This window comes from Comamonas jiangduensis, from assembly GCF_030162955.1.
Lineage (GTDB): Bacteria > Pseudomonadota > Gammaproteobacteria > Burkholderiales > Burkholderiaceae_C > Comamonas > Comamonas jiangduensis.
Map to the genome: position 1 here is coordinate 220923 of NZ_JARXOV010000003.1, position 19072 is coordinate 239994.

Sequence of the window (19072 nt, forward strand, 5' to 3'; positions counted from 1 at the left end):
ACCACCCTGCAACATTACTGCTGCATGATGTCCGCGCCCACGGGCACTTCAAACTTGAAGTGGCTTGCGGGCAAAGAAGGCAACACCTTCAGCTGGTTGAAGCGAATCAACGAGCGCTGACCAAAGCCATCCAAGATGTCCATGGCCGCCAAGGTGTCGCCCTGAAAACCCACGCGCACATTTTTCAGCTGACCATCGGCCGCCTTGGGCTTGGCCTCTACCCACTGCAAACCATCAGCATCGGGCACGGACTTGAGCACAAAGTCCTTTTGCAACCCCGCCAGATCATTGGCCGAGGCCAAAATTGCGGCGGGCGTGCTGCCCAGCGCATCGGCTTGCTTGCGCTGCGTGACCTGGTTCAGGTCTACGTCATACAGCCACACGGTCTTGCCATCGGCGATGATGGTTTGCTCAAACGGCTTGGTGTAGACAAACTTGAACTGGCCCGGGCGCTGAAACTCAAACTGCCCGCTGCTGGTCTTGGTGCGCGCGGTTTGCCCTTCCTTGGCGGGCGCGGTCACCGTCTGCGTGAACTGTGCCTGCCCCGCCTTGGCGGTGCGCATGAAGTTTTCCAGGCTTTGCAGCCCATCGGCCCACACAGCGAGCGGCAACGTGGCCCACACAGTCAGCGCCAACAAAGACTTTTTCATCCATTTTCCTTTCGCCTTGCAGCCAAGGCTGCAAGGAATTACTCAGGGCGCGCAGGCACCAGCACTTCGCGCTGACCACTGCTGGTGAGACTGCTCACCAAGCCCGCCTGCTCCATCTGCTCCAGCAGATTGGCCGAGCGGTTGTAGCCAATGCGCAGCTTGCGCTGCACGTACGAAATACTGGCCTTGCGGTCCTTCAAAACAATTTCCACGGCCTGGTCGTACATGGGGTCTTTTTCACCGCCTTCACCACCTTCGCCGTCCACACCACCGTCTTCCGAGGTGGCCGCCTCCAACACCCCTTCGAGGTAATCGGGCTCGCCTTGTTCCTTCAAATAACTCACCACACGGTGTACTTCATCGTCTGACACAAACGCGCCGTGCACCCGAATGGGCATGCCGGTACCGCTGGCCATGTAGAGCATGTCGCCCATGCCCAGCAAGCTTTCGGCACCCATCTGGTCTAGAACGGTTCGGCTATCAATTTTGGATGACACCTGAAACGCAATACGTGTCGGAATGTTGGCCTTGATCAGGCCCGTGATCACATCCACGCTGGGGCGCTGGGTGGCCAAAATCAGGTGGATACCAGCTGCACGCGCCTTTTGCGCCAGGCGGGCAATCAGCTCTTCAATCTTTTTGCCCACCACCATCATCAGGTCGGCCAGTTCATCAATCACGATGACGATGTGCGGCAGACGATCCAGGGGCTCGGGCGACTCCGGCGTCAGGCTGAAGGGGTTACCAATGATTTCGCCCTTTGCCTTGGCTTCACCAATCTTGACGTTGTAGCCCGCCAGATTGCGCACGCCCAGCTTGCTCATCAGCTTGTAGCGGCGTTCCATCTCGGCCACGCACCAGTTCAGGCCATTGGCGGCCATCTTCATGTCGGTCACCACGGGCGCCAGCAGGTGCGGAATGCCTTCGTAGACTGACATTTCCAGCATCTTGGGGTCAATCATCAGCAGACGCACGTCTTTGGCCTCCGCCTTGTACAGCAGCGACAAAATCATGGCGTTGATACCCACCGACTTGCCCGAGCCGGTGGTGCCAGCCACCAGCACGTGCGGCATCTTGGCCAGATCGGCCACCACGGGCTTGCCTTCAATATCCTTGCCCAGACCCATGGTCAGCAGGCTCTTGGCCTCGTGGTAGACCTGCGAGCCCAGCACCTCGGACAGGCGGATCGACTGGCGCTTGGCGTTGGGCAACTCCAGCGCCATGAAGTTCTTGCCGGGAATGGTCTCGATCACGCGGATCGACACCAGCGACAGCGAACGTGCCAAGTCTTTGCCCAGGTTCACCACCTGCGAGCCCTTCACGCCGGTCGCGGGCTCAATCTCGTAGCGTGTGACCACGGGGCCCGGCGTGGCCTGCACCACGCGTACTTCCACGCCGAAGTCCTTGAGCTTTTTCTCAATCAGGCGGCTGGTCATCTCCAGCGTCTCGGGCGAGACAGTTTCTTGCTTGGCCGGTGCGGCATCCAGCAAATCCACCTGTGGCAGCCCGGCTTCGGGCATTTGCGAATCCTTGAACAACGCATGCTGGCGCTCTTTGGCCACGCGTTCGCTGGGCACCGCAGGCGGCGCTTGCGGGGTGATGATCAGCACCGGCTCATGGTGGCTGTCTTCGTGCTCAAAACGCTCTTCTTCCAGCACCTTGGCGCGCTCTTGCGCCGCTTTACGGCCCTCGGCCACATCCTTGCCTTTTTCGCGTTTTTGCTGCCTCAGGCGTATCACGCCTTCGATAAGCGCTCCTAATTTTTCAGCCGAACGGCCCCAAGAGAAGCGAAACACCAGCCCCAAGGCCACCACCAGCAGCACAATGCCAATCAGGCCAGAGCCGGTAAAACCCAGCCAGCGCACCCCGGTCAGCCCCAGCGAATAGCCAATCACCCCGCCTGCATGGCCGGGCAATACATTTTCAAACCGGTACAGGCGCGACCACTCCAGTGCACAGCTCACGCCCACCAGCAAGAACACACCGGCCCACCACTGCAAACGCTCTGCCACCGGCACATCCAGCATGCTTTGGCCGCGTATCCAACGCAACGCCGAGCGTGCCAGGGTATAGGCGGCAATCACCACCAGCCACCACACCGACATGCCAAAGCCAAAGTAGCAAGCGTCGGCCACCAAGGCCCCCAAGCGCCCCATCCAGTTATTGACCAGCCCGCCATCACTGCTGCCCGAGGTGGACCAAGCAGGGTCAACGATGGAGTAGCTCACCATCGCCAGCAGCCAAAAAAACAGGCCTAACGACCCTGCGATCAAACAAATCTCGTGACCAAAGCGCGCCAGACCATTTCGGGGCGCGGTTTTGCTGGAATTTGCGTTCAATGCATTGGAGGAATAAGTCATACGCAGGCGGGAGCTTACCCTAGGCGCGCAGTGCCTTACACAAACGGTTGCAACACCAGTGCAAGCACTTGCAACAACCGCAGCCAGACGCCCCCGAATGCTCCACGCTGGCAGCAGCGTGGGTGAACGCTGCACCTGTCAGCTAGCCATTCGCTACCTATTGCTACCCATTAGCTGCAAGCTATGGGCCTGTTTATAGATACGCATCCCAAGGACAACGCCAGCTTTCTACAATGCATGACTGTCCTGCGCAAGCTGTCACGCCTGCCCAGCGGCTGCTTGAGTGTTCAACGGTGTTGCGCGCTGCGCGCTGCAACCATCTCTTCGAAAAGCAACATGTCCACTAACCAACACGCCAAAGTTTTGATTCTGGGCTCCGGCCCTGCCGGTTACACCGCAGCCATCTACGCTGCGCGCGCCAACCTCAACCCCATGTTGGTGACGGGCATGGCCCAAGGCGGCCAGCTGATGACCACCACCGAAGTGGACAACTGGCCTGCCGACGTCAACGGCGTGCAAGGCCCCGAGCTGATGCAGCGCTTCATGGAACACGCCGAGCGCTTCAAGGCCCAGATGGTGTTTGACCACATCCACAGCGTGGATCTGTCCCAGCGCCCCTTCACCCTGACCGGCGACAGCGGCACCTACACCTGCGACAGCCTGATCATCGCCACCGGCGCATCGGCCAAATACCTGGGACTGCCTTCGGAACAAGCATTTATGGGCCGCGGCGTCTCCGGTTGCGCCACCTGCGACGGTTTCTTCTACCGTGACCAGCCCGTGTGCGTGGTGGGTGGCGGCAACACCGCCGTGGAAGAAGCGCTGTACCTGTCCAATATTGCATCCAAGGTCACCGTCATTCACCGCCGCGACAAGTTCACAGCCGAGCCCATCCTCGTGGACAAGATGATGGAAAAGGTCAAGGAAGGCAAGATTGAACTCAAGACCCACTTCACCCTCGATGAAGTCTTGGGCGACCAGTCCGGCGTGACCGGCATCCGCGTCAAGAGCACGCAAGACGGCACCACCGAAGACATCGCCCTGCAAGGCTGCTTCATCGCCATCGGTCACTCGCCCAATACCGAGATCTTCAAGGGCCAGCTGGAGATGGAAAACGGCTACATCGTCACGCAAGGCGGCCGCAAGGGCTACGCCACCCAGACCAGCGTGCCCGGCGTGTTCGCCGCCGGTGACGTGCAAGACGATGTCTACCGCCAGGCCATCACCAGCGCCGGCACGGGCTGCATGGCGGCCCTGGATGCCCAGCGCTTCCTGGACCAATAAACCACGCGCCGTATCGGGCATTGCAGGCATAAAACCCTGTTGGGCCACGCAATTTTTCACATAGCCCGTATAATCGCGGGCTTTGCTGCATTTAGCACTGGTGCCTGCCAGTTGCGGAGTGCGACAAATTTGGGCCACCGCCACCCTTTAACTGGCGAGGTGAGGCCTTCGACCCAGCTTTGCTGCCGCAAAGCGCTCGAGTCGCTGGCCGTTTCAACTATCGGAGTGTCCAAATGGCACGCGTATGTGAAGTTACGGGCAAGAAGCCCATGGTGGGCAACAACGTTTCCCACGCCAACAACAAGACCAAGCGTCGTTTCCTGCCCAACCTGCAGTACCGTCGTTTCTGGGTTGAAACAGAAAACCGTTGGGTGCGTTTGCGCGTTTCCAGCGCTGCTCTGCGTTTGATCGACAAGAACGGCATCGACTCCGTGCTCGCAGACATGCGCGCCCGTGGCCAAGCTTAATTTCCACTGAAGGAGAATCAACATGGCTTCCAAAGGCGGACGCGAAAAGATCAAGCTGGCTTCGACTGCTGGCACAGGTCACTTCTACACGACCACAAAGAACAAGAAGACGATGCCTGAAAAGATGTCGATCATGAAGTTCGACCCCAAGGCTCGCAAGCACGTCGAGTACAAGGAAACCAAGCTGAAGTAATTCAGCCGTTTCTTCGGACAAGAAACCGCCACAGCGCAAGCTGCAGGCGGTTTTTTGTTGCCTGCGCGACGTGTACGGGCAAGCAGGCTGCCTACAATTGCCTTTGTCGCTTGCACTGCGTGCTGGCGACATACGTTCTCAGGGCGGGGTGCAATTCCCCACCGGCGGTAAGCAGCCTTGGCTGCAAGCCCGCGAGCGCTTGGGCAGCTACGCCGCCCAAGGTCAGCAGATCTGGTGCAACGCCAGAGCCGACGGTCACAGTCCGGATGAAAGAGATACGTGAAGACCTGCCTTCCAGCCTGCCGCTGGGCGGAGTGTGCCTGCCTTGGTGCAAGTGCGCTCACACCTTTGCACAGGTTGCGTCTGCCTTCGCGCGCCCTGATTCATTGCTTGCACGTCTTGGAAAGACACACATGAATCAGACTTTGACACCCTCCCAACCCCACAGCGCCACCCAGGCTGTACTGGCCACTGCCCGCATTGCCATCGTCAGCGCCAACTGGCACAGCGACGTGGTGCACCAGGCCCGCGACGCCTGCGCCCAGCGCCTGCAACACCTGGGCGCCGCCCCCGCGCGCATTCACCCCGTGGAAGTGCCCGGTGCGTTTGAAATCCCGCTCATGGCCCAAAAGCTCGCACAGTCCGGCCAATTTGATGCGGTGATTGGCTGCGCCGTGATTGTCAATGGCGGCATCTACCACCACGAATTTGTTTCCACCGCCGTGGTCGATGGGCTGATGCGCGTGCAACTGGACACCGGCGTGCCCGTGTTCTCCGTGGCGCTGACGCCCTACAACTTCCAGCCTTCCGAAGACCTACTGGGCTTTTTCCGCACGCACTTTGTGAAAAAGGGCGAAGAAGCGGCCAATGCCTGCGCCGAAACCTTGGCCGCGCATGCGGCGGTGGATGCGCTGCTGGGTGAAGCGGTCACTGCTTAAAGTTAGGGGTGTTTGCTGGCTCTAGCGCTTATGGATATTGCGCTGGCAGCTATCCAAACCATCTACTTCCCCCACGCTGCGCAGAACCCCTTGCCATGAAGGACGACGGCCAAGAGTTCACCCCGGTGGGCGCGTTGCTTGCTTGCCCGCGGCCAGCAAGCACTCTGCACAATCTGGCGTGAAACGGAACCCATCGTGCGCAGCAATCTGGCTGAGGGGCAAAACAGCGCGCCCGCCGTGGTGCAAGGGCGCGCGGCGCTGCATCCAAACTGAAAAGCGTTTTGCGGAAGTTTTCAACCAACGCTTCTTACCTACCCATGAAATTTCAGCCAAAGCGGCTGCTAACACTTACCCAGCAAGCGCAAGCAGCTATAAAAAGCAAAAGCCTGTTGCCAGCCACCCTGCAACAGGCTTTTCTGTTTTCAGCGCCATGACTGCTCAGAATCACCGCGCCTGTTCCCAAAGGGGGGGCTTTATCGTTCATCCGTTCCACGGTGCTTTGGGCGCAGTGAGGTGCCCACACGGTAGAGCAAGTAGACAGCCCCCACGCTGATCACCACCCAGGGCAGGTACTGGGACACAGCGACAAATTTCCACAGCGCGCCTTCGCCCACGTACGCAGGGCTGTGCCGAATGGAGAGGTGCAATAGCAACGATGCGACCGTTGCGCCCCCGATGGCGGCAAGCATCATTTTTTCCGCCCAAGGCTTGAGGGCGTAGTGCAGGGCAACCACGGCAAAGAGCAGGTAAAAGCCCAGTGACACCCAGGCCAACACCTCAAAGGAGGCAGAGTCTACAGGTGCTATGGCGTGTGCCCAAGCTGTGAAGGGGGCAAGGGCTGAGGTTGATTCAACGTGGGCTAGCGGCATACCGTCAGGGGGTTGTTGCACAACAAACTCTGTGCAGACAGGAGAACAGGACTTGGTTGTCAGCGACCAGCAGCAGCTTAGAAATCAGCGTCAAATCACCCTCCAACGCAATCCCAGCAAGCGCTAGCAGCTATCAAATCAATCAAACAAGCCCTTGGGCTTTTTGTCTTTTTTGTGCTCCAGCGGATTGGCCAGCAACCAATTGGCCGGATAAGCCCGCATAAACTCGCGCGCTTTTTCTTGGCGGGTGGTCAGCCAGGCGTCGTAGGTGCCCTCGCCCAAAATGGCAGGCATGCGGCGCTCTGCACCCTGCGGGCCATAGCGGCGCATCAGCGCGTGGCTGTTGGCGTTGAGGGTCAAGATGGCGTAGCTCAGCAGCTCCGCGCCCGTTTCCGGATCCGTCCAACGGCTCCAGACGCCCGCAGCGCCCATGGGCTGGCCGTCCACGCGGGCGATGCGTGTGGGAATGGCCTTGCCGGTGCGCACATCGTCCACATAAAACGCCTGCATGGGGATGATGCAGCGCTGCCCCGCCAGCCATGCATCGCGAAAGGCCTGGGTGGTGCTCACAGTTTCATTGAGCGCCACCAGCAACTTGGGGGCGCGCAGGTTGGCGTCTTTGACGGACTTGGCCTGCGGGGGAATAAACCCCCACTGTGCAGGCACCCATTCGCGCGCCACTTGGGGTGCAGTTTTTTTGCTGGGGGCAGGCACTGGTGCGCTGCCATCACTTGCCGCTTCAGGGGCGGGCGCAGGTGCAGGGGCGGCAAGCTCCGGCGCTTGCGCAGCAGGCAATACCGTGCCGCGGATAAAGCCGGACATGCGGCGCGCGCGCATCTGGCGCTCTGCGGGCAGTTCGGCAGGGGTAACTTTGAAAAAGTCGTTCCACAGCTCGAGTGTGGCGAGGTTTTCGTATTGGGTGGTCATGGGGTAATCGTACGTGGCTGCGGCCTGAAAATACTGTAGCCATAAAAAATCCCCGCACAGCCAAAGCCTGCGGGGACTGAGGAATCCAACACTGCCTTTGGCAGCCGCCAGCAACTTCCGGCGTTACTTGCGCTCCCACACGGCGGCAAAGAAGCCATCGGTTTGGTGGGTGTGCGGCCACAGGCGCACATAGCGCGTGCCGGTTTCACCCCCGGCGCACAGACCTTCGGCCTGCTCTACCTTGAGCTTGGCCAAGGTTTCGCCCGCATCCAGCGGCACAAAGTCAGGGTGTGCCTTTTGGAAGGCTTCGGCAATGTGCTCGTTTTCTTCGGGCAACACCGAGCAGGTGGCGTAGACCAGGCGCCCGCCCGACTTCACCATGCGCGCGGCGCTGGTCAGGATGGAGAGTTGCTTTTCATTCAACTCGGCCACGGCCTTTTCATCCTGGCGCCACTTCAGATCGGGGTTGCGACGCAAGGTGCCCAGACCCGAGCAGGGTGCATCGACCAGTACGCGGTCAATCTTGCCTGCCAGGCGCTTGACGCGTTCATCGCGCTCATGGGCCAGCGCGGCGGGGTGCACGTTCGACAAACCGCTGCGCGCCAGACGGGGCTTCAAGGCTTCCAGACGGTGGGCCGATACGTCAAACGCGTACAGGCGGCCGGTGTTGCGCATCTGCGCGCCAATGGCCAGGGTTTTGCCACCGGCACCGGCGCAAAAGTCCACCACCATCTCGCCGCGCTTGGCCTCCAGCAGCAGGGCCAGCAGCTGCGAGCCTTCGTCTTGCACTTCCAGGCGGCCTTCTTGGAAGGCGGCCAGCTTGGTCAGCGCAGGCTTGTCTTGCACGCGCAGGCCCCAGGGGGAATACGGCGTGGCAACCGCCTTGATGCCCGCTTGGGCCAGCTCTTTTTGCACCGCATCGCGCTTGGCGTTCAGGGTGTTGACGCGAAGGTCCAGCGGTGCGGGCTCCAGCATGCTGGCGGCCAGTGCTTCAAACTGGTCGCCCACCTGGGCTTGCAGAGCGTCTGCCATCCACTGGGGCAGGTTGTGGCGATGCTGGGCCATCAACTCTTCGGGCTGGATGGCGTCGCACTGCTGCAGCCACTTGATTTCTTGGTCGCTCAACGCCGCCTGCAAGAAATTGCGCGGTGCGTGAAAACCCAAAATGGCCAAGCGGCGCTCTTTGGGGCCGCTGCCACTGCGCGCCATGGCTTCAAACAAGGTTTTCTTGCGCAGCACGGTGTAGGCGGTTTCAGCCAAGGTGGCGCGCTCGCGCGGCCCCAGGTTGCGGTGGTCGCGGAAATAGCGGGACACCACGGCGTCGGCGGGGTGTTGGAATTGGAGGGTCAGCTTGACCAGTTCGGCGCAAGCGTCGAGAAGGGCTTTGGGATGCATAGCCCGTATTGTCCCACTGCCGCCAAATCCCGGTGGCGCGCTGGCTGCTGCAACTGGGTACGATGGCGCTAGGCCACGGCTGCAGGTTGGCGTATTTCAACCCTTTTAGGGCTTAAACCCTTATGCAACCTACGCCAGCAGCTCTTATTTTGATAGATTGTTATGCACAACGACCACCTGCCCCCGCTGATCGTCACCCCGCCCGGCCAGTACCGCCACTACAAAGGCATGCTGTATGAAGTGATCGACACCGTGCGCCACAGCGAAACCCTGGAGCCGATGACGCTGTACCGCGCACTGTATGGCGAGCGCGGCCTGTGGGTGCGCCCCGCAGCCATGTTCAATGAGACTGTGGTGATCGATGGCGTGCCGCAGCCACGCTTTACGCGGGTGGAAGCGGCCCGGTAACTGGCCCCGCATGGCCGCGATGCTGCATCGTGGTGTGTCGTTTGTTTGGAGATGCCCATGTACATTCCTCCCGATTTTCAGGTGCAAGACCCTGAGCAGGCGCTGGCGCTGATCCGCGCGTACCCGCTGGGCATGCTGGTGCATGTGCATACCGGCGGGCTGGATGCCAACCACATTCCGTGGGAGTTGGAGACCTTGGCGCCAGAAGACGGCGGCACCCGGCTGATTGGCCATGTGGCCAGGGCCAACCCCTTGGCACAGCAACTGTGCGATGGCGATGCGGTGCTGGTGGTGTTTCGTGCAGAGCATGCCTACATCTCGCCCAACTGGTACCCCAGCAAACACGACACCCATTTGCTGGTGCCCACCTGGAATTACCGCGTGGTGCACGTGCACGGCCACGTGCGTGTGCATACCGACCAGCGTTTTTTGCTGCGCGTGCTGGGCAAGCTCTCGCGCACGCAGGAGCACCGCATCCACGAACAGATGCCCGACCCTGCCGGGCCTTGGGGCCCCAAGCACATGCCGCACGATGCCTTGATGGAGCGGCTGCAGCACATCGTCGGGCTGGAGATTGCGGTGGAGCGGCTGGAGGCCAAGTTCAAGCTCAGCCAAAACCGCAGTGATGCAGACCGCCTGGCAGCGGCACAGAAAGTCAGCGCCGCAGGCGCGCCGGAACTGGGCAGCGCCATGACCGGCAGCCCAGCGCAGACTTAGCGCAGCGTTCAGCTTTTATTTCGCACCACCCATCCTGCGTGGCGCGAAGCCACGCCGCAGACATGGCAGCAGCAAGGCAAGGCGGAAGTGACTGAGTGATGGAAGGCTGAGCACCCTGGAATCAGGCGCTAGCTGACGTGGCTTGCAGCAGGGCCGCTACGGCACGCGGGTAAATGATGTGCTCTTGCGTGAGCACGCGGGCGGCCAGCGTCTCGGCCGTGTCATCGGGCAGCACGGGCACCACGGCCTGGTCCAAAATGGGGCCGACATCCAGCTCCGCCGTCACACCATGCACGGTGCAGCCAGCAAACTTGCAGCCCGCATCAATGGCGCGCTGGTGGGTGTGCAAACCGGTGAAGGCGGGCAGCAGCGAGGGGTGGATGTTGACCATGCGCCCCGCAAAATGCTGCACAAAGCCGGGCGTCAGAATGCGCATAAAGCCTGCCAGCACCACCACACTGGGGGTGTAGCGGTCAATCACTTGCGCCAGCTGCGCATCAAAGGCTTCGCGGCTGTCAAACTGCTTGTGATCCAGCACCTCGGTGGCGATGCCGTGCTCCTTGGCAAAAATCAGCCCCTTGGCATCGGCCTTGTTGCTGAGCACCGCTGCCACGCGGGCACCATAACGGCGCTCCCAGTTCTGCTGCTTGGCTGCCTTCACAATGGCAGCCATATTGGATCCGCCGCCCGAGATCAAAATCACGATGTTTTTCATTGCGTCGCAATTATCCCTGCCATGACCTTCGACCATCAGAACCAGCCCTTGTCCCCGACTGAAGCACGTGTGCTTGCCACCCTCATGGAAAAAGCGCGCACCGTGCCGGACAGCTACCCGCTCACGCTCAACAGCCTGGCCAGCGGCTGCAACCAGAAAACCAGCCGCGAGCCGGTCATGAACCTGAGCGAGGCTGACATTCTCAGCGCCCTCGACAGCCTGCGTGACCGCCATTTGGTGATTGAAGTCAGCGGCCAGCGCGCCATGCGCTGGGAGCACAACTTTGAGCGCGTGCTGGGCGTGCCCAGCCAGGCCAGCGCCCTGCTGGGCTTGCTGATGCTGCGTGGCACACAAACTGCGGCCGAGCTGCGCACGAATGCCGAGCGCTGGCACCGCTTTGCTGACACCGGATCGGTGGAAGCCTTTTTGGAAGAGCTGCAAGACCGCAGCTCAGACAAAGGTGGCGCGCTGGTACAACTGCTGCCCAAAGCCCCGGGCGCACGCGAAGCGCGCTGGGCCCACCTGCTGTGCGGCGCACCCAGCTTGGCCGTACCAGGCGGCGCCAGCAGTGACCACAGCGCCCCAGCCCTTGACTGCGTCGAGGCCCGCCGCATTGAGGCCCTGGAAGCCCGGGTGGAAATGCTAGAAGCCCAGGTACAGCGCTTGTGCGCTGCGTTAGGGGAGTAATCCACCCACCGATCCAGGCAAGGCGTGCCGCGCCTGCACAAGGCACGCCCTTTTACCCGCAGCAGCGACTCAGGCCTGCGTCAAAGCGTAGGCAGCGCCTGCATCGGTCGCTGGCTTGGCGCGGGCCACACTCACGCCGCCTCTGACATCTTCCAGCTTGAAGGCGGCCACCGCTTGCACCAGTTGCCGCGCTTGCTGGTTCAGGCTGTCCGCCGCCGAGGCGGACTCTTCCACCAAGGCCGCATTTTGCTGGGTGACTTGATCGAGCTGCATGACGGCATGGCTGACCTGTTCAATCCCGGCCGTTTGTTCTGTGGCCGCCTCATTGATGTCGGAGATCAAGGTGCTGACCTGTTGCGCCTGGGTCACGATGTCCCGCATGGTGGTTCCGGCTTCGCCCACCAACTTACCGCCCGCCTCGACCTTTTGCACGCTGTCGCCAATCAAGGTTTTGATTTCCTTGGCGGCTTCCGCACTGCGCTGCGCCAAAGTACGCACCTCTCCAGCCACCACCGCAAAACCGCGCCCTTGCTCGCCCGCACGCGCAGCTTCCACCGCAGCATTCAAGGCCAAGATATTGGTTTGGAACGCAATGCCATCAATCACCCCGATGATGTCGGAGATCTTGCGTGAGGACGTATTGATGTCGTCCATCATGTCCACCACCTGCTCCACCACAGAGCCACCCTTGACCGCAACCTCACTGGCGGACTTGGCCAGTTGCGCCGCATGCTGTGCCGTTTCCGCATTGATGCGCACGGTGCTGGACAACTCCTCCATCGAAGCGGCGGTCTCTTCCAAGTTGCTGGCTTGCTCTTCGGTGCGCTGCGACAGATCGGCATTGCCCATGGAGATTTGATTTGCACCCGTTGCAATGCTGTCGCTGCTGCTGCGCACGGCGCCCACCACTTGGCGCAACGAGGCTTGCATCTGCTGCATGGCAAACACCACGCTGCCCGGCTGAGCACGGGACGTATCAATGGTGGTAGACAAATCGCCATCGGCAATCGCCGTCGCCGTGGCGGCCACGTCCACCGGCTCGCCGCCCAACTGCTTGGACAAGCCCCGGGTCAGCAAGACGCCGATCGCAATCCCCGCCAGCACACCCAGCACCGTCACACTGATCAGCAAAAAGCGAATGTCTGCATACACCTGGTCGGTTAGGGCACTCAATCTGGCGGCATTGTCTTTCTTGCGTGCCATCAGCTCCGACATCATGTCGTCGGCCTTGTCCGTGACGGGGCGCAGTTGGGTGAACACCATCTCGGTGGAATCGCGCTTATCGCTCAACCCCTCCGTTTGCAGCTTGTCCAGCAACGTTTGCGACATTGCATCAAAGGCTTGAACAGCTTTGAAGGCTTCATTCACCTGCGCTTTGCCGGCAGCGGTCACAAACAGTTTTTCTGCCTGCTGCAGCTCCGCGTACACCTGCCCCACACGTTCCTTATAGACCTTGAGACTGTAATTTCGCTCCTCTGCCGTGTACGCCAAAATGGCATTGCGGGTGGCACGGCTGGCCGATACCAGCTGCACATTCGCTTCGGCGACATGACTGAGCCCCACCACCTCGTTGTCATACATGGTCGACGCCATCTGATTGATTTGTGCCGACTTCAGAATACCGAGCGTGCCAATCACAGCCCCGATTGCAGCCACCACCAGAAAGCCGCCGATGAGCTTGACGCCCACCCGCAGGTTTGTAAACCAACTCATTTTTCGTCCTAAAAAATAGCTCTGAAAGCACCGAATTTCACTTTTCAGCACCCCAATCCGTGTGATTTATGACCTGTGGAAGAAGCCTGCCTGCACCGTGAACAGCGTGGGCCTGCACCTCGGGGTCTGCACCTTGCATGCGACCTTTCACGGCGCTGGTTCTGCTTTATCCACATGTTTCAAATTGTATATTTTTTGATGCAAAGCATGGGTCTGCAGCCCTATAGGGGCTAAGGAAATCAGCAGTTTTCAGCACCTCTCACCACTTACTGCCTTGGCTGCGCGCACTGCAGGGGATAGGCATCTATCTACCGTCCTAGCGTCACTCCCTGAGATGCCCCCTCGGCCCATGCGCCATGCAGCACCTTGGTGACAGCTTCTGCGTATTCCCCCTGTTGCCGCAGCGCAGCAAAAGGCCCACGCTCAGTGGCATGGTGGGCCTTGTGTCCACCTTGCTACACAAGGAGAGCATTTGCATGGACTTGGCATACACGCCCGAAGAACTGGCCTTCCGCGAAGAAGTTCGCGCCTGGCTCAAAGACAACCTCAACCCCGCGCTGGCTGACAAGGTACGCAACGACCTGCGCCTGAGCCGCGAAGACATCCAAGGCTGGGCCAAGGTGCTGGGAAAAAAGGGCTGGCTGGCCAGCGGCTGGCCCAAAGAATTTGGTGGCCCCGGCTGGACCGCCGTGCAAAAACACCTGTTTGCCGAAGAATGCGCCCGCGCCTGTGCACCTGCTGTGGTGCCGTTTGGCCCGGTGATGGTGGCCCCGGTCATCATGGCCTATGGCACGTCCGAACAGCAGCAGCGCTTTTTGCCCGGCATTGCCAGCGGTGAAGTGTGGTGGAGCCAGGGCTATTCCGAACCCGGCTCCGGCTCCGACCTGGCCAGCGTCAAAACCCGGGCCGAACGCCACGGTGACCATTACATCGTCAACGGCCAAAAAACCTGGACCACGCTGGGCCAGCACGGCGACTGGATGTTCAATCTGGTGCGCACCAGCAACGAAGGCAAACCCCAGACTGGCATCAGCTTCCTGCTGGTGGACATGAAGAGCCCGGGCGTGACCGTGCGCCCCATCAAGCTGCTGGACGGCGAGTGCGAAGTCAACGAGGTGTTCTTTGACAACGTGAAAGTGCCCGCCGACCAGTTGATTGGCGAAGAAAACAAGGGCTGGACCTACGCCAAGCACCTGCTGGCCCATGAGCGCACCAACATCGCCGATGTGAACCGCTCCAAGCGCGAGTTGGAGCGCCTCAAGCGCATTGCCAAACAAGAAGGCGTCTGGGAAGACCTCCGCTTCCGCGACCAGATTGCCTTGCTGGAAGTGGACATTATTGCGCTGGAAATGCTGGTGTTGCGCGTGCTCTCGGCCGAGAAAAGCGGCAAGAACTCGCTGGACATTGCCGGCCTGCTCAAGATCAAAGGCAGCGAGATTCAGCAGCGCTACACCGAGCTGATGATGCTGGCCGCAGGCCCCTACAGCCTGCCGTTCATTGAAGAAGCCATGGAAGCGGGCTGGCAAGGCAACTTCCCCGGCGGCACCGTGGGCAACGCACCGTTGGCCGGGACTTACTTCAACTTCCGCAAGACCACCATTTACGGTGGCAGCAATGAAGTGCAACGCAACATCGTCGCTCAGACGCTGCTGGGCTAAGACTGGGAGAGACACACATGGATTTCGATTTTTCTGACGACCAGCAGCAACTGCGCGATGCCGCCCGCCGCTGGGTGGACAAGGCCTACACCTTTGAACACCGCCGCGCGGCAGTGCAAGCTGGCGGATTCAGCCGTGACACCTATAGCGCCCTGGCCGAGTTGGGCCTGACGGCGCTGAACGTGCCAGAAGCCCACGGTGGCATGGGCATGGGCGCTGTAGAAGCGATGGTGGTGATGGAAGAAATGGGCCGTGGCATGGTGCTGGAGCCCTTGGCGCAAAGCTTTATGGCGGCCAAGGTGCTGAACCACTACGCCCCAGAGGCGGTACAGGCCCACTGGCTGCCCCGCATTGCCAGCGGTGAAACGCTGGTGGTGCTGGCCCACCAAGAGCGCCGCGCTCGCTATCGTTTAGACAAATGTGAGTCAAAAGCGGCTCAAACGTCCAATGGATATACGCTGACAGCTCATAAAAGCATAGTTCCTGCAGGCGACCACGCCGATGCCTTCCTCGTGCCCGCCATGCTGGATGGCCAGCAAGCCCTGTTCTTGCTGGAGCGCAACGCCCCTGGCGTGACCACCCGGGGCTATATCACCCAAGACGGCAGCCGCGCCGCCGAGGTGGAAGCCGAGCACAGCCCGGCCACGCTGGTGACCTCCGAAGGCCTGGCCGCGCTGGAACTGGCCGTGGACACGGGCAGCGCCGCCGTCTGCGCCGAGGCCGTGGGGGTGATGGACCAGGTGCTGCGCATCACGGCCGACTACCTGAACCAGCGCAAGCAGTTTGGCGTGGCCATTGCCAGCTTCCAGGCGCTGCGCCACCGTTTGGCCGACATGAAGATGCAGCTGGAGCTGGCGCGTTCCATGAGCTACTACGCCAGCCTGCAACTGGACACGCCCGCCGAGCAACGTCGCCGCGCCATTGCCCGCGCCCGCGTGCAACTGAGCCAGGCTATGCGCTTTGTAGGCCAGCAAGCGGTGCAGTTGCATGGCGGCATTGGCGTGACCGATGAATACATCGTCTCGCACCAGTTCAAAAAACTGACGCAACTGGAGATGACCTACGGTGACGGCCTGCACCATTTGGGTGAGGTCTCGTCTCGCATGCAGGAAACCGCCGGCGTGGGCGACGCATAAAGCCATCGCGCGGATGCGCTGCGAAGCGGGTGCCTGGGAGTGTTCTCCCTGCGCGCACACCCCGGCATGAAGCAGGCCCCCCGAGAAAGCACAAGGCCACCTCTGCGGTGGCCTTTGCTTTTGCTGCCTGCTATGCGCTTGCAACAGGCAGCACGCGTTATGTGAGCTTGCTGTGTACCGGCTGCATGGGAGCGGGGATTTCCGTATCCCCGAGCAAATGCAGCAAATTCATCTCCATGCTGCGGCACATGGCATCCAGCGGCAAGTCATTGTTGTCGGTGCCAAAAGGCTCTTCCAGCTCGTCGCCCAAGGCATCCAGACCAAAGAAGGTGTAGGCCACAATCGCCACCACAAACGGGGTCATGAAGCCCGTCACGTCCACCAAACCAAACGGCAGCAAAAAGCAATACAGGTGCGCGGTGCGGTGCAGCAGCAAGGTGTAAGAAAACGGCATGGGCGTGTGACGCAGACGCTCGCACGAAGCCGCCGCAAACGTCATAAAAGTGAGCGTTTCGTCCATCTTGTTGTAGTTGATGGGATCAATACGCCCTTCGCGCATGCAATGCGCCAGATCGTTGGCGTTGGCTTGCACGATGGCATCGCCCCGGTAGTCCAGCGCCAGATTGCGTACCTTGTCCCAATCTTGCGCAGTGAGCCAGCGCTGCACCGCCCGGTCATCCATGTGGTTGCGCAGCTGCGCGCGCAAGGCATGCGCATGGGCGAGTGTGCGGTGCACCACGCGCACGCGCACATCGCCATCGCGGTTGTTCGGATCCAGGGGCTGCTCGGTGTGAATCAGGCTCAGGCACTGTCGTGCCATCACGCGGGCGCGGATATTCAAATCCCCCCACAGCTTGCGGCCTTCCCAGTAGCGGTCGTACGCGGTGTTGTTGCGAAAGCCCAGGAAAATCGCCAATGGCAAGCCAATCAGCGTAAAGGGAATGGGCGTCACGGTGATCTTGATGTCAAAGAGATAACCGTGGGCAAATGTGACCAGCAGCGCCAGCAAGATGTTCAAGCAGAGCTTGCCACGAATGCGCTGCAAGATAGACCCCCTCAGCATGACAAAAAGGGTCAGCCCGTTGGGGCGCTCGTGAACAATCATGGCGGCAGGTGTAAAGGGGAAACCCTGGATTTCACCATGCCGCAAATGGCCAATTCAGGTATTGCTGCAATATTCAAACTCTGCCGCATGGTCTTTGGACATGGCCAACCGTGACGTCTTGGGCACATGCATGCGCAGAAACTCCATTTGGTCCGCCAAGATGCGGCGGTTGCGCAAAATAAAGTCTTCCCAGATGCTGGGCACATACGGCGCATACAACAAGGGCATACGTGCTTGCTCTGGCGTGCGCGGGCCTTTGCGGTGATTGCAGGGCTTGCAGGCCGTGACCACATTCATCCATGTGTTCTGGCCTTTTTGACACACGGGCAGGATGTGTTCGCGGGTGAGTGCCTCAGCCTCAAAGCTTTTGCCGCAGTACGCACACACATTGCAGTCACGGGCAAACAGCTTGGCGTTGGTCAACCCCGGTTTCAAATCATGGGGGCTGACCCGGGGCACGCCGCGCGTGCCAATGATGCTGTGCACCTCGATGCACGATTGCAGACCGGTGGCTGCATTGTGGCCGCCGCGAAACAGGGCCACCGAGGCGCCCAGGGTCCAGCGCACATCGTCCGCCGCATAGTGCAGCACGGCCTCTTCCAGGGTGATCCATGACTGGGGCAAGCCATGGGCGGACAGCTTCAAAACTCTCACGTTCGGCCTCCTTCCACGGGATGGGCAACTGCCTGAGCGCCCACCGTCGGGCTTGGTTCGCCGTCCATCTGCAGCACAATATACTTGCTTTCGGTGACAAACTGCTACCACAGCACATACAGCAGGTTTTACAAGCTATAAAAACCAAAGCACACAATGAAGATTTTTCGCGGATTCAAGCACCCCGGATTGGCTCCCCATTGCGCCGTCACGATTGGCAACTTTGACGGCGTGCACCGCGGGCACCAAGCCATGCTGGCGCTGCTGTCCGCCGAAGCCTCCCAGCGCCACATTCCTACGTGCGTGCTGACGTTTGAGCCCCACCCGCGTGACTACTTTGCGGAAAAATTCAAAAAACCAGAACTTGCCCCTGCGCGCGTAGGTACGCTGCGCGACAAGCTCTCGCAGTTGAAGCTGTGTGGCGTTGACCAGGTCATCGTGCTGCCCTTCAACGAGAAACTGGCCAGCCAGTCGCCAGACACGTTTATCCAAGAAGTCCTGCTCAATGGTTTGGGGGCGCAATATGTGCTGGTGGGCGATGACTTCAAATTTGGTGCCCAGCGCGCGGGCGACTACGCCATGCTGGACGCGGCAGGGCAGGCACAAGGCTTTGACGTGGCGCGCATGAACAGCTACGAGGTGCATGGCGAGCGCGTCTCCAGCACCACCGTGCGTGCGGCACTGGCACGGGGCGACATGGCGTTGGCCGCGCAGATGCTGGGCCACCCCTACACCATCTCCGGCCATGTGGTGCATGGCCGCAAGCTGGGCCGCCAATTGGCGGAATCCACCCCCGGTGCACAGGACGGTTTTCGCACCTTGAATCTGCGCTTTAACCACTGGAAACCAGCCGCCAGCGGCATCTTTGCCGTGCTGGTGCATGGCCTGGGTGCACAGCCGCTGCGCGGCGTGGCCAACCTAGGCGTGCGCCCCTCGCTGGACCCGAACGATGTCAATGGCGGGCGTGTACTGCTAGAGACGCACTGCCTGGATTGGCCGCTTCCACTCGGTGGCGAAGGTGCCTACGGTAAAATCATCCGTGTGGAACTTTTGCACAAACTGCACGACGAGCTCAAATACGACAGTCTGGCTGCCCTCACTGCGGGTATTGCCAAGGACTGCGATGACGCGCGCGCGTTCTTCGCCTCGTACACCGAAACCCGTCGCCAAACCACGCGCGACCGAATTTGACGCTC

The 19072-nt window shown here is 60.6% G+C and carries 19 protein-coding genes and 1 riboswitch; of the genes, 10 read left to right on the plus strand and 9 right to left on the minus strand.

All coding sequences use genetic code 11. The features are described from left to right. Positions 1-14 precede the first annotated feature (14 nt). Entirely contained in the window at positions 15-650 is a 636-nt protein-coding gene (gene lolA, locus QEP12_RS03955; RefSeq protein WP_284213408.1) for an outer membrane lipoprotein periplasmic chaperone LolA, read from the minus strand. A 38-nt stretch (positions 651-688) separates the two neighbouring features. Further along, the gene (locus QEP12_RS03960) at positions 689-3010 is read right to left on the minus strand and encodes a DNA translocase FtsK (protein ID WP_284213409.1); all 2322 of its coding nucleotides are present in this window, start codon (positions 3008-3010) and stop codon (positions 689-691) included. A 336-nt stretch (positions 3011-3346) separates the two neighbouring features. Between QEP12_RS03960 and trxB the strand changes: the two genes are divergently transcribed. From trxB to QEP12_RS03980, 4 genes are all read left to right on the plus strand, one after another. Further along, positions 3347-4294: a thioredoxin-disulfide reductase gene (gene trxB / locus QEP12_RS03965; RefSeq protein ID WP_284213410.1), complete on the plus strand. Its 948-nt coding sequence runs from the start codon at positions 3347-3349 to the stop codon at positions 4292-4294. Positions 4295-4527: 233 nt separating this feature from the next. Then, a complete protein-coding gene (rpmB, locus tag QEP12_RS03970) occupies positions 4528-4761 on the plus strand; it encodes a 50S ribosomal protein L28 (protein ID WP_066539714.1) in 234 nt (77 codons plus the stop codon). A gap of 22 nt (positions 4762-4783) precedes the next feature. After that, the gene (gene rpmG / locus QEP12_RS03975; RefSeq protein ID WP_120966500.1) at positions 4784-4954 is read left to right on the plus strand and encodes a 50S ribosomal protein L33; all 171 of its coding nucleotides are present in this window, start codon (positions 4784-4786) and stop codon (positions 4952-4954) included. A 130-nt stretch (positions 4955-5084) separates the two neighbouring features. Next, a riboswitch (FMN riboswitch) is annotated at positions 5085-5237 on the plus strand. A 130-nt stretch (positions 5238-5367) separates the two neighbouring features. Further along, positions 5368-5892: a 6,7-dimethyl-8-ribityllumazine synthase gene (locus tag QEP12_RS03980; RefSeq protein WP_284213411.1), complete on the plus strand. Its 525-nt coding sequence runs from the start codon at positions 5368-5370 to the stop codon at positions 5890-5892. 473 nt (positions 5893-6365) lie between these two features. On the opposite strand, the gene QEP12_RS03985 is transcribed toward QEP12_RS03980, so the two are convergent. The 3 genes from QEP12_RS03985 to QEP12_RS03995 form a co-directional block, all read right to left on the minus strand. Then, entirely contained in the window at positions 6366-6782 is a 417-nt protein-coding gene (locus tag QEP12_RS03985) for a hypothetical protein (protein ID WP_284213412.1), read from the minus strand. Positions 6783-6899: 117 nt separating this feature from the next. Then, complete coding sequence (locus QEP12_RS03990; RefSeq protein ID WP_284213413.1) at positions 6900-7688, minus strand: SOS response-associated peptidase; 789 nt, start codon at positions 7686-7688, stop codon at positions 6900-6902. 123 nt (positions 7689-7811) lie between these two features. Further along, the gene (locus QEP12_RS03995; RefSeq protein WP_284213414.1) at positions 7812-9083 is read right to left on the minus strand and encodes an RsmB/NOP family class I SAM-dependent RNA methyltransferase; all 1272 of its coding nucleotides are present in this window, start codon (positions 9081-9083) and stop codon (positions 7812-7814) included. A gap of 162 nt (positions 9084-9245) precedes the next feature. Here QEP12_RS03995 and QEP12_RS04000 point away from each other — a divergent pair, with 162 nt between their 5' ends. Next, on the plus strand, positions 9246-9491 hold the full coding sequence (locus tag QEP12_RS04000) for a DUF1653 domain-containing protein (RefSeq protein ID WP_284213415.1): 246 nt from the start codon (positions 9246-9248) through the stop codon (positions 9489-9491). 57 nt (positions 9492-9548) lie between these two features. After that, positions 9549-10208 carry an FMN-binding negative transcriptional regulator gene (locus QEP12_RS04005; RefSeq protein WP_174862889.1) on the plus strand — a complete coding sequence of 220 codons (660 nt, stop codon included), beginning with the start codon at positions 9549-9551 and terminating at the stop codon, positions 10206-10208. 121 nt (positions 10209-10329) lie between these two features. On the opposite strand, the gene purN is transcribed toward QEP12_RS04005, so the two are convergent. Continuing rightward, positions 10330-10923, minus strand: a complete 594-nt coding sequence (gene purN / locus QEP12_RS04010) for a phosphoribosylglycinamide formyltransferase (RefSeq protein WP_174862888.1) — start codon at positions 10921-10923, stop codon at positions 10330-10332. A 21-nt stretch (positions 10924-10944) separates the two neighbouring features. Between purN and QEP12_RS04015 the strand changes: the two genes are divergently transcribed. Further along, positions 10945-11610 carry a YceH family protein gene (locus QEP12_RS04015; protein WP_284213416.1) on the plus strand — a complete coding sequence of 222 codons (666 nt, stop codon included), beginning with the start codon at positions 10945-10947 and terminating at the stop codon, positions 11608-11610. Positions 11611-11679: 69 nt separating this feature from the next. Here QEP12_RS04015 and QEP12_RS04020 read toward each other — a convergent pair whose 3' ends face one another. Beyond that, on the minus strand, positions 11680-13323 hold the full coding sequence (locus tag QEP12_RS04020; protein WP_284213417.1) for a methyl-accepting chemotaxis protein: 1644 nt from the start codon (positions 13321-13323) through the stop codon (positions 11680-11682). 476 nt (positions 13324-13799) lie between these two features. Between QEP12_RS04020 and QEP12_RS04025 the strand changes: the two genes are divergently transcribed. Beyond that, positions 13800-14981, plus strand: coding sequence for an acyl-CoA dehydrogenase family protein (locus QEP12_RS04025; RefSeq protein WP_284213418.1), 1182 nt, complete (start codon positions 13800-13802; stop codon positions 14979-14981). Between the two features lie 17 nt (positions 14982-14998). Further along, positions 14999-16117, plus strand: a complete 1119-nt coding sequence (locus tag QEP12_RS04030) for an acyl-CoA dehydrogenase family protein (protein ID WP_284213419.1) — start codon at positions 14999-15001, stop codon at positions 16115-16117. Positions 16118-16274: 157 nt separating this feature from the next. On the opposite strand, the gene QEP12_RS04035 is transcribed toward QEP12_RS04030, so the two are convergent. Both QEP12_RS04035 and QEP12_RS04040 read right to left on the minus strand, forming a co-directional pair. Then, entirely contained in the window at positions 16275-17222 is a 948-nt protein-coding gene (locus tag QEP12_RS04035) for a bestrophin family protein (protein WP_174862878.1), read from the minus strand. Positions 17223-17276: 54 nt separating this feature from the next. Beyond that, complete coding sequence (locus QEP12_RS04040) at positions 17277-17876, minus strand: HNH endonuclease (protein WP_174862877.1); 600 nt, start codon at positions 17874-17876, stop codon at positions 17277-17279. A 156-nt stretch (positions 17877-18032) separates the two neighbouring features. Between QEP12_RS04040 and QEP12_RS04045 the strand changes: the two genes are divergently transcribed. Continuing rightward, positions 18033-19067, plus strand: a complete 1035-nt coding sequence (locus QEP12_RS04045) for a bifunctional riboflavin kinase/FAD synthetase (protein WP_284213420.1) — start codon at positions 18033-18035, stop codon at positions 19065-19067. Positions 19068-19072 lie beyond the last annotated feature (5 nt).

What these genes read in the sequence shown, in the direction of transcription:
- rpmG (WP_120966500.1), top strand. Translation starts at nt 4,784, where the DNA reads ATGGCTTCCAAAGGCGGACGCGAAAAGATCAAGCTGGCTTCGACTGCT.
- QEP12_RS03960 (WP_284213409.1), bottom strand. Translation starts at nt 3,010, where the DNA reads ATGACTTATTCCTCCAATGCATTGAACGCAAATTCCAGCAAAACCGCG.
- QEP12_RS04035 (WP_174862878.1), bottom strand. Translation starts at nt 17,222, where the DNA reads ATGATTGTTCACGAGCGCCCCAACGGGCTGACCCTTTTTGTCATGCTG.
- rpmB (WP_066539714.1), top strand. Translation starts at nt 4,528, where the DNA reads ATGGCACGCGTATGTGAAGTTACGGGCAAGAAGCCCATGGTGGGCAAC.
- QEP12_RS03980 (WP_284213411.1), top strand. Translation starts at nt 5,368, where the DNA reads ATGAATCAGACTTTGACACCCTCCCAACCCCACAGCGCCACCCAGGCT.
- trxB (WP_284213410.1), top strand. Translation starts at nt 3,347, where the DNA reads ATGTCCACTAACCAACACGCCAAAGTTTTGATTCTGGGCTCCGGCCCT.
- QEP12_RS04015 (WP_284213416.1), top strand. Translation starts at nt 10,945, where the DNA reads ATGACCTTCGACCATCAGAACCAGCCCTTGTCCCCGACTGAAGCACGT.
- lolA (WP_284213408.1), bottom strand. Translation starts at nt 650, where the DNA reads ATGAAAAAGTCTTTGTTGGCGCTGACTGTGTGGGCCACGTTGCCGCTC.
- QEP12_RS04005 (WP_174862889.1), top strand. Translation starts at nt 9,549, where the DNA reads ATGTACATTCCTCCCGATTTTCAGGTGCAAGACCCTGAGCAGGCGCTG.
- QEP12_RS04020 (WP_284213417.1), bottom strand. Translation starts at nt 13,323, where the DNA reads ATGAGTTGGTTTACAAACCTGCGGGTGGGCGTCAAGCTCATCGGCGGC.
- QEP12_RS03995 (WP_284213414.1), bottom strand. Translation starts at nt 9,083, where the DNA reads ATGCATCCCAAAGCCCTTCTCGACGCTTGCGCCGAACTGGTCAAGCTG.
- purN (WP_174862888.1), bottom strand. Translation starts at nt 10,923, where the DNA reads ATGAAAAACATCGTGATTTTGATCTCGGGCGGCGGATCCAATATGGCT.
- QEP12_RS04030 (WP_284213419.1), top strand. Translation starts at nt 14,999, where the DNA reads ATGGATTTCGATTTTTCTGACGACCAGCAGCAACTGCGCGATGCCGCC.
- QEP12_RS04000 (WP_284213415.1), top strand. Translation starts at nt 9,246, where the DNA reads ATGCACAACGACCACCTGCCCCCGCTGATCGTCACCCCGCCCGGCCAG.
- QEP12_RS04045 (WP_284213420.1), top strand. Translation starts at nt 18,033, where the DNA reads ATGAAGATTTTTCGCGGATTCAAGCACCCCGGATTGGCTCCCCATTGC.
- QEP12_RS04025 (WP_284213418.1), top strand. Translation starts at nt 13,800, where the DNA reads ATGGACTTGGCATACACGCCCGAAGAACTGGCCTTCCGCGAAGAAGTT.
- QEP12_RS03990 (WP_284213413.1), bottom strand. Translation starts at nt 7,688, where the DNA reads ATGACCACCCAATACGAAAACCTCGCCACACTCGAGCTGTGGAACGAC.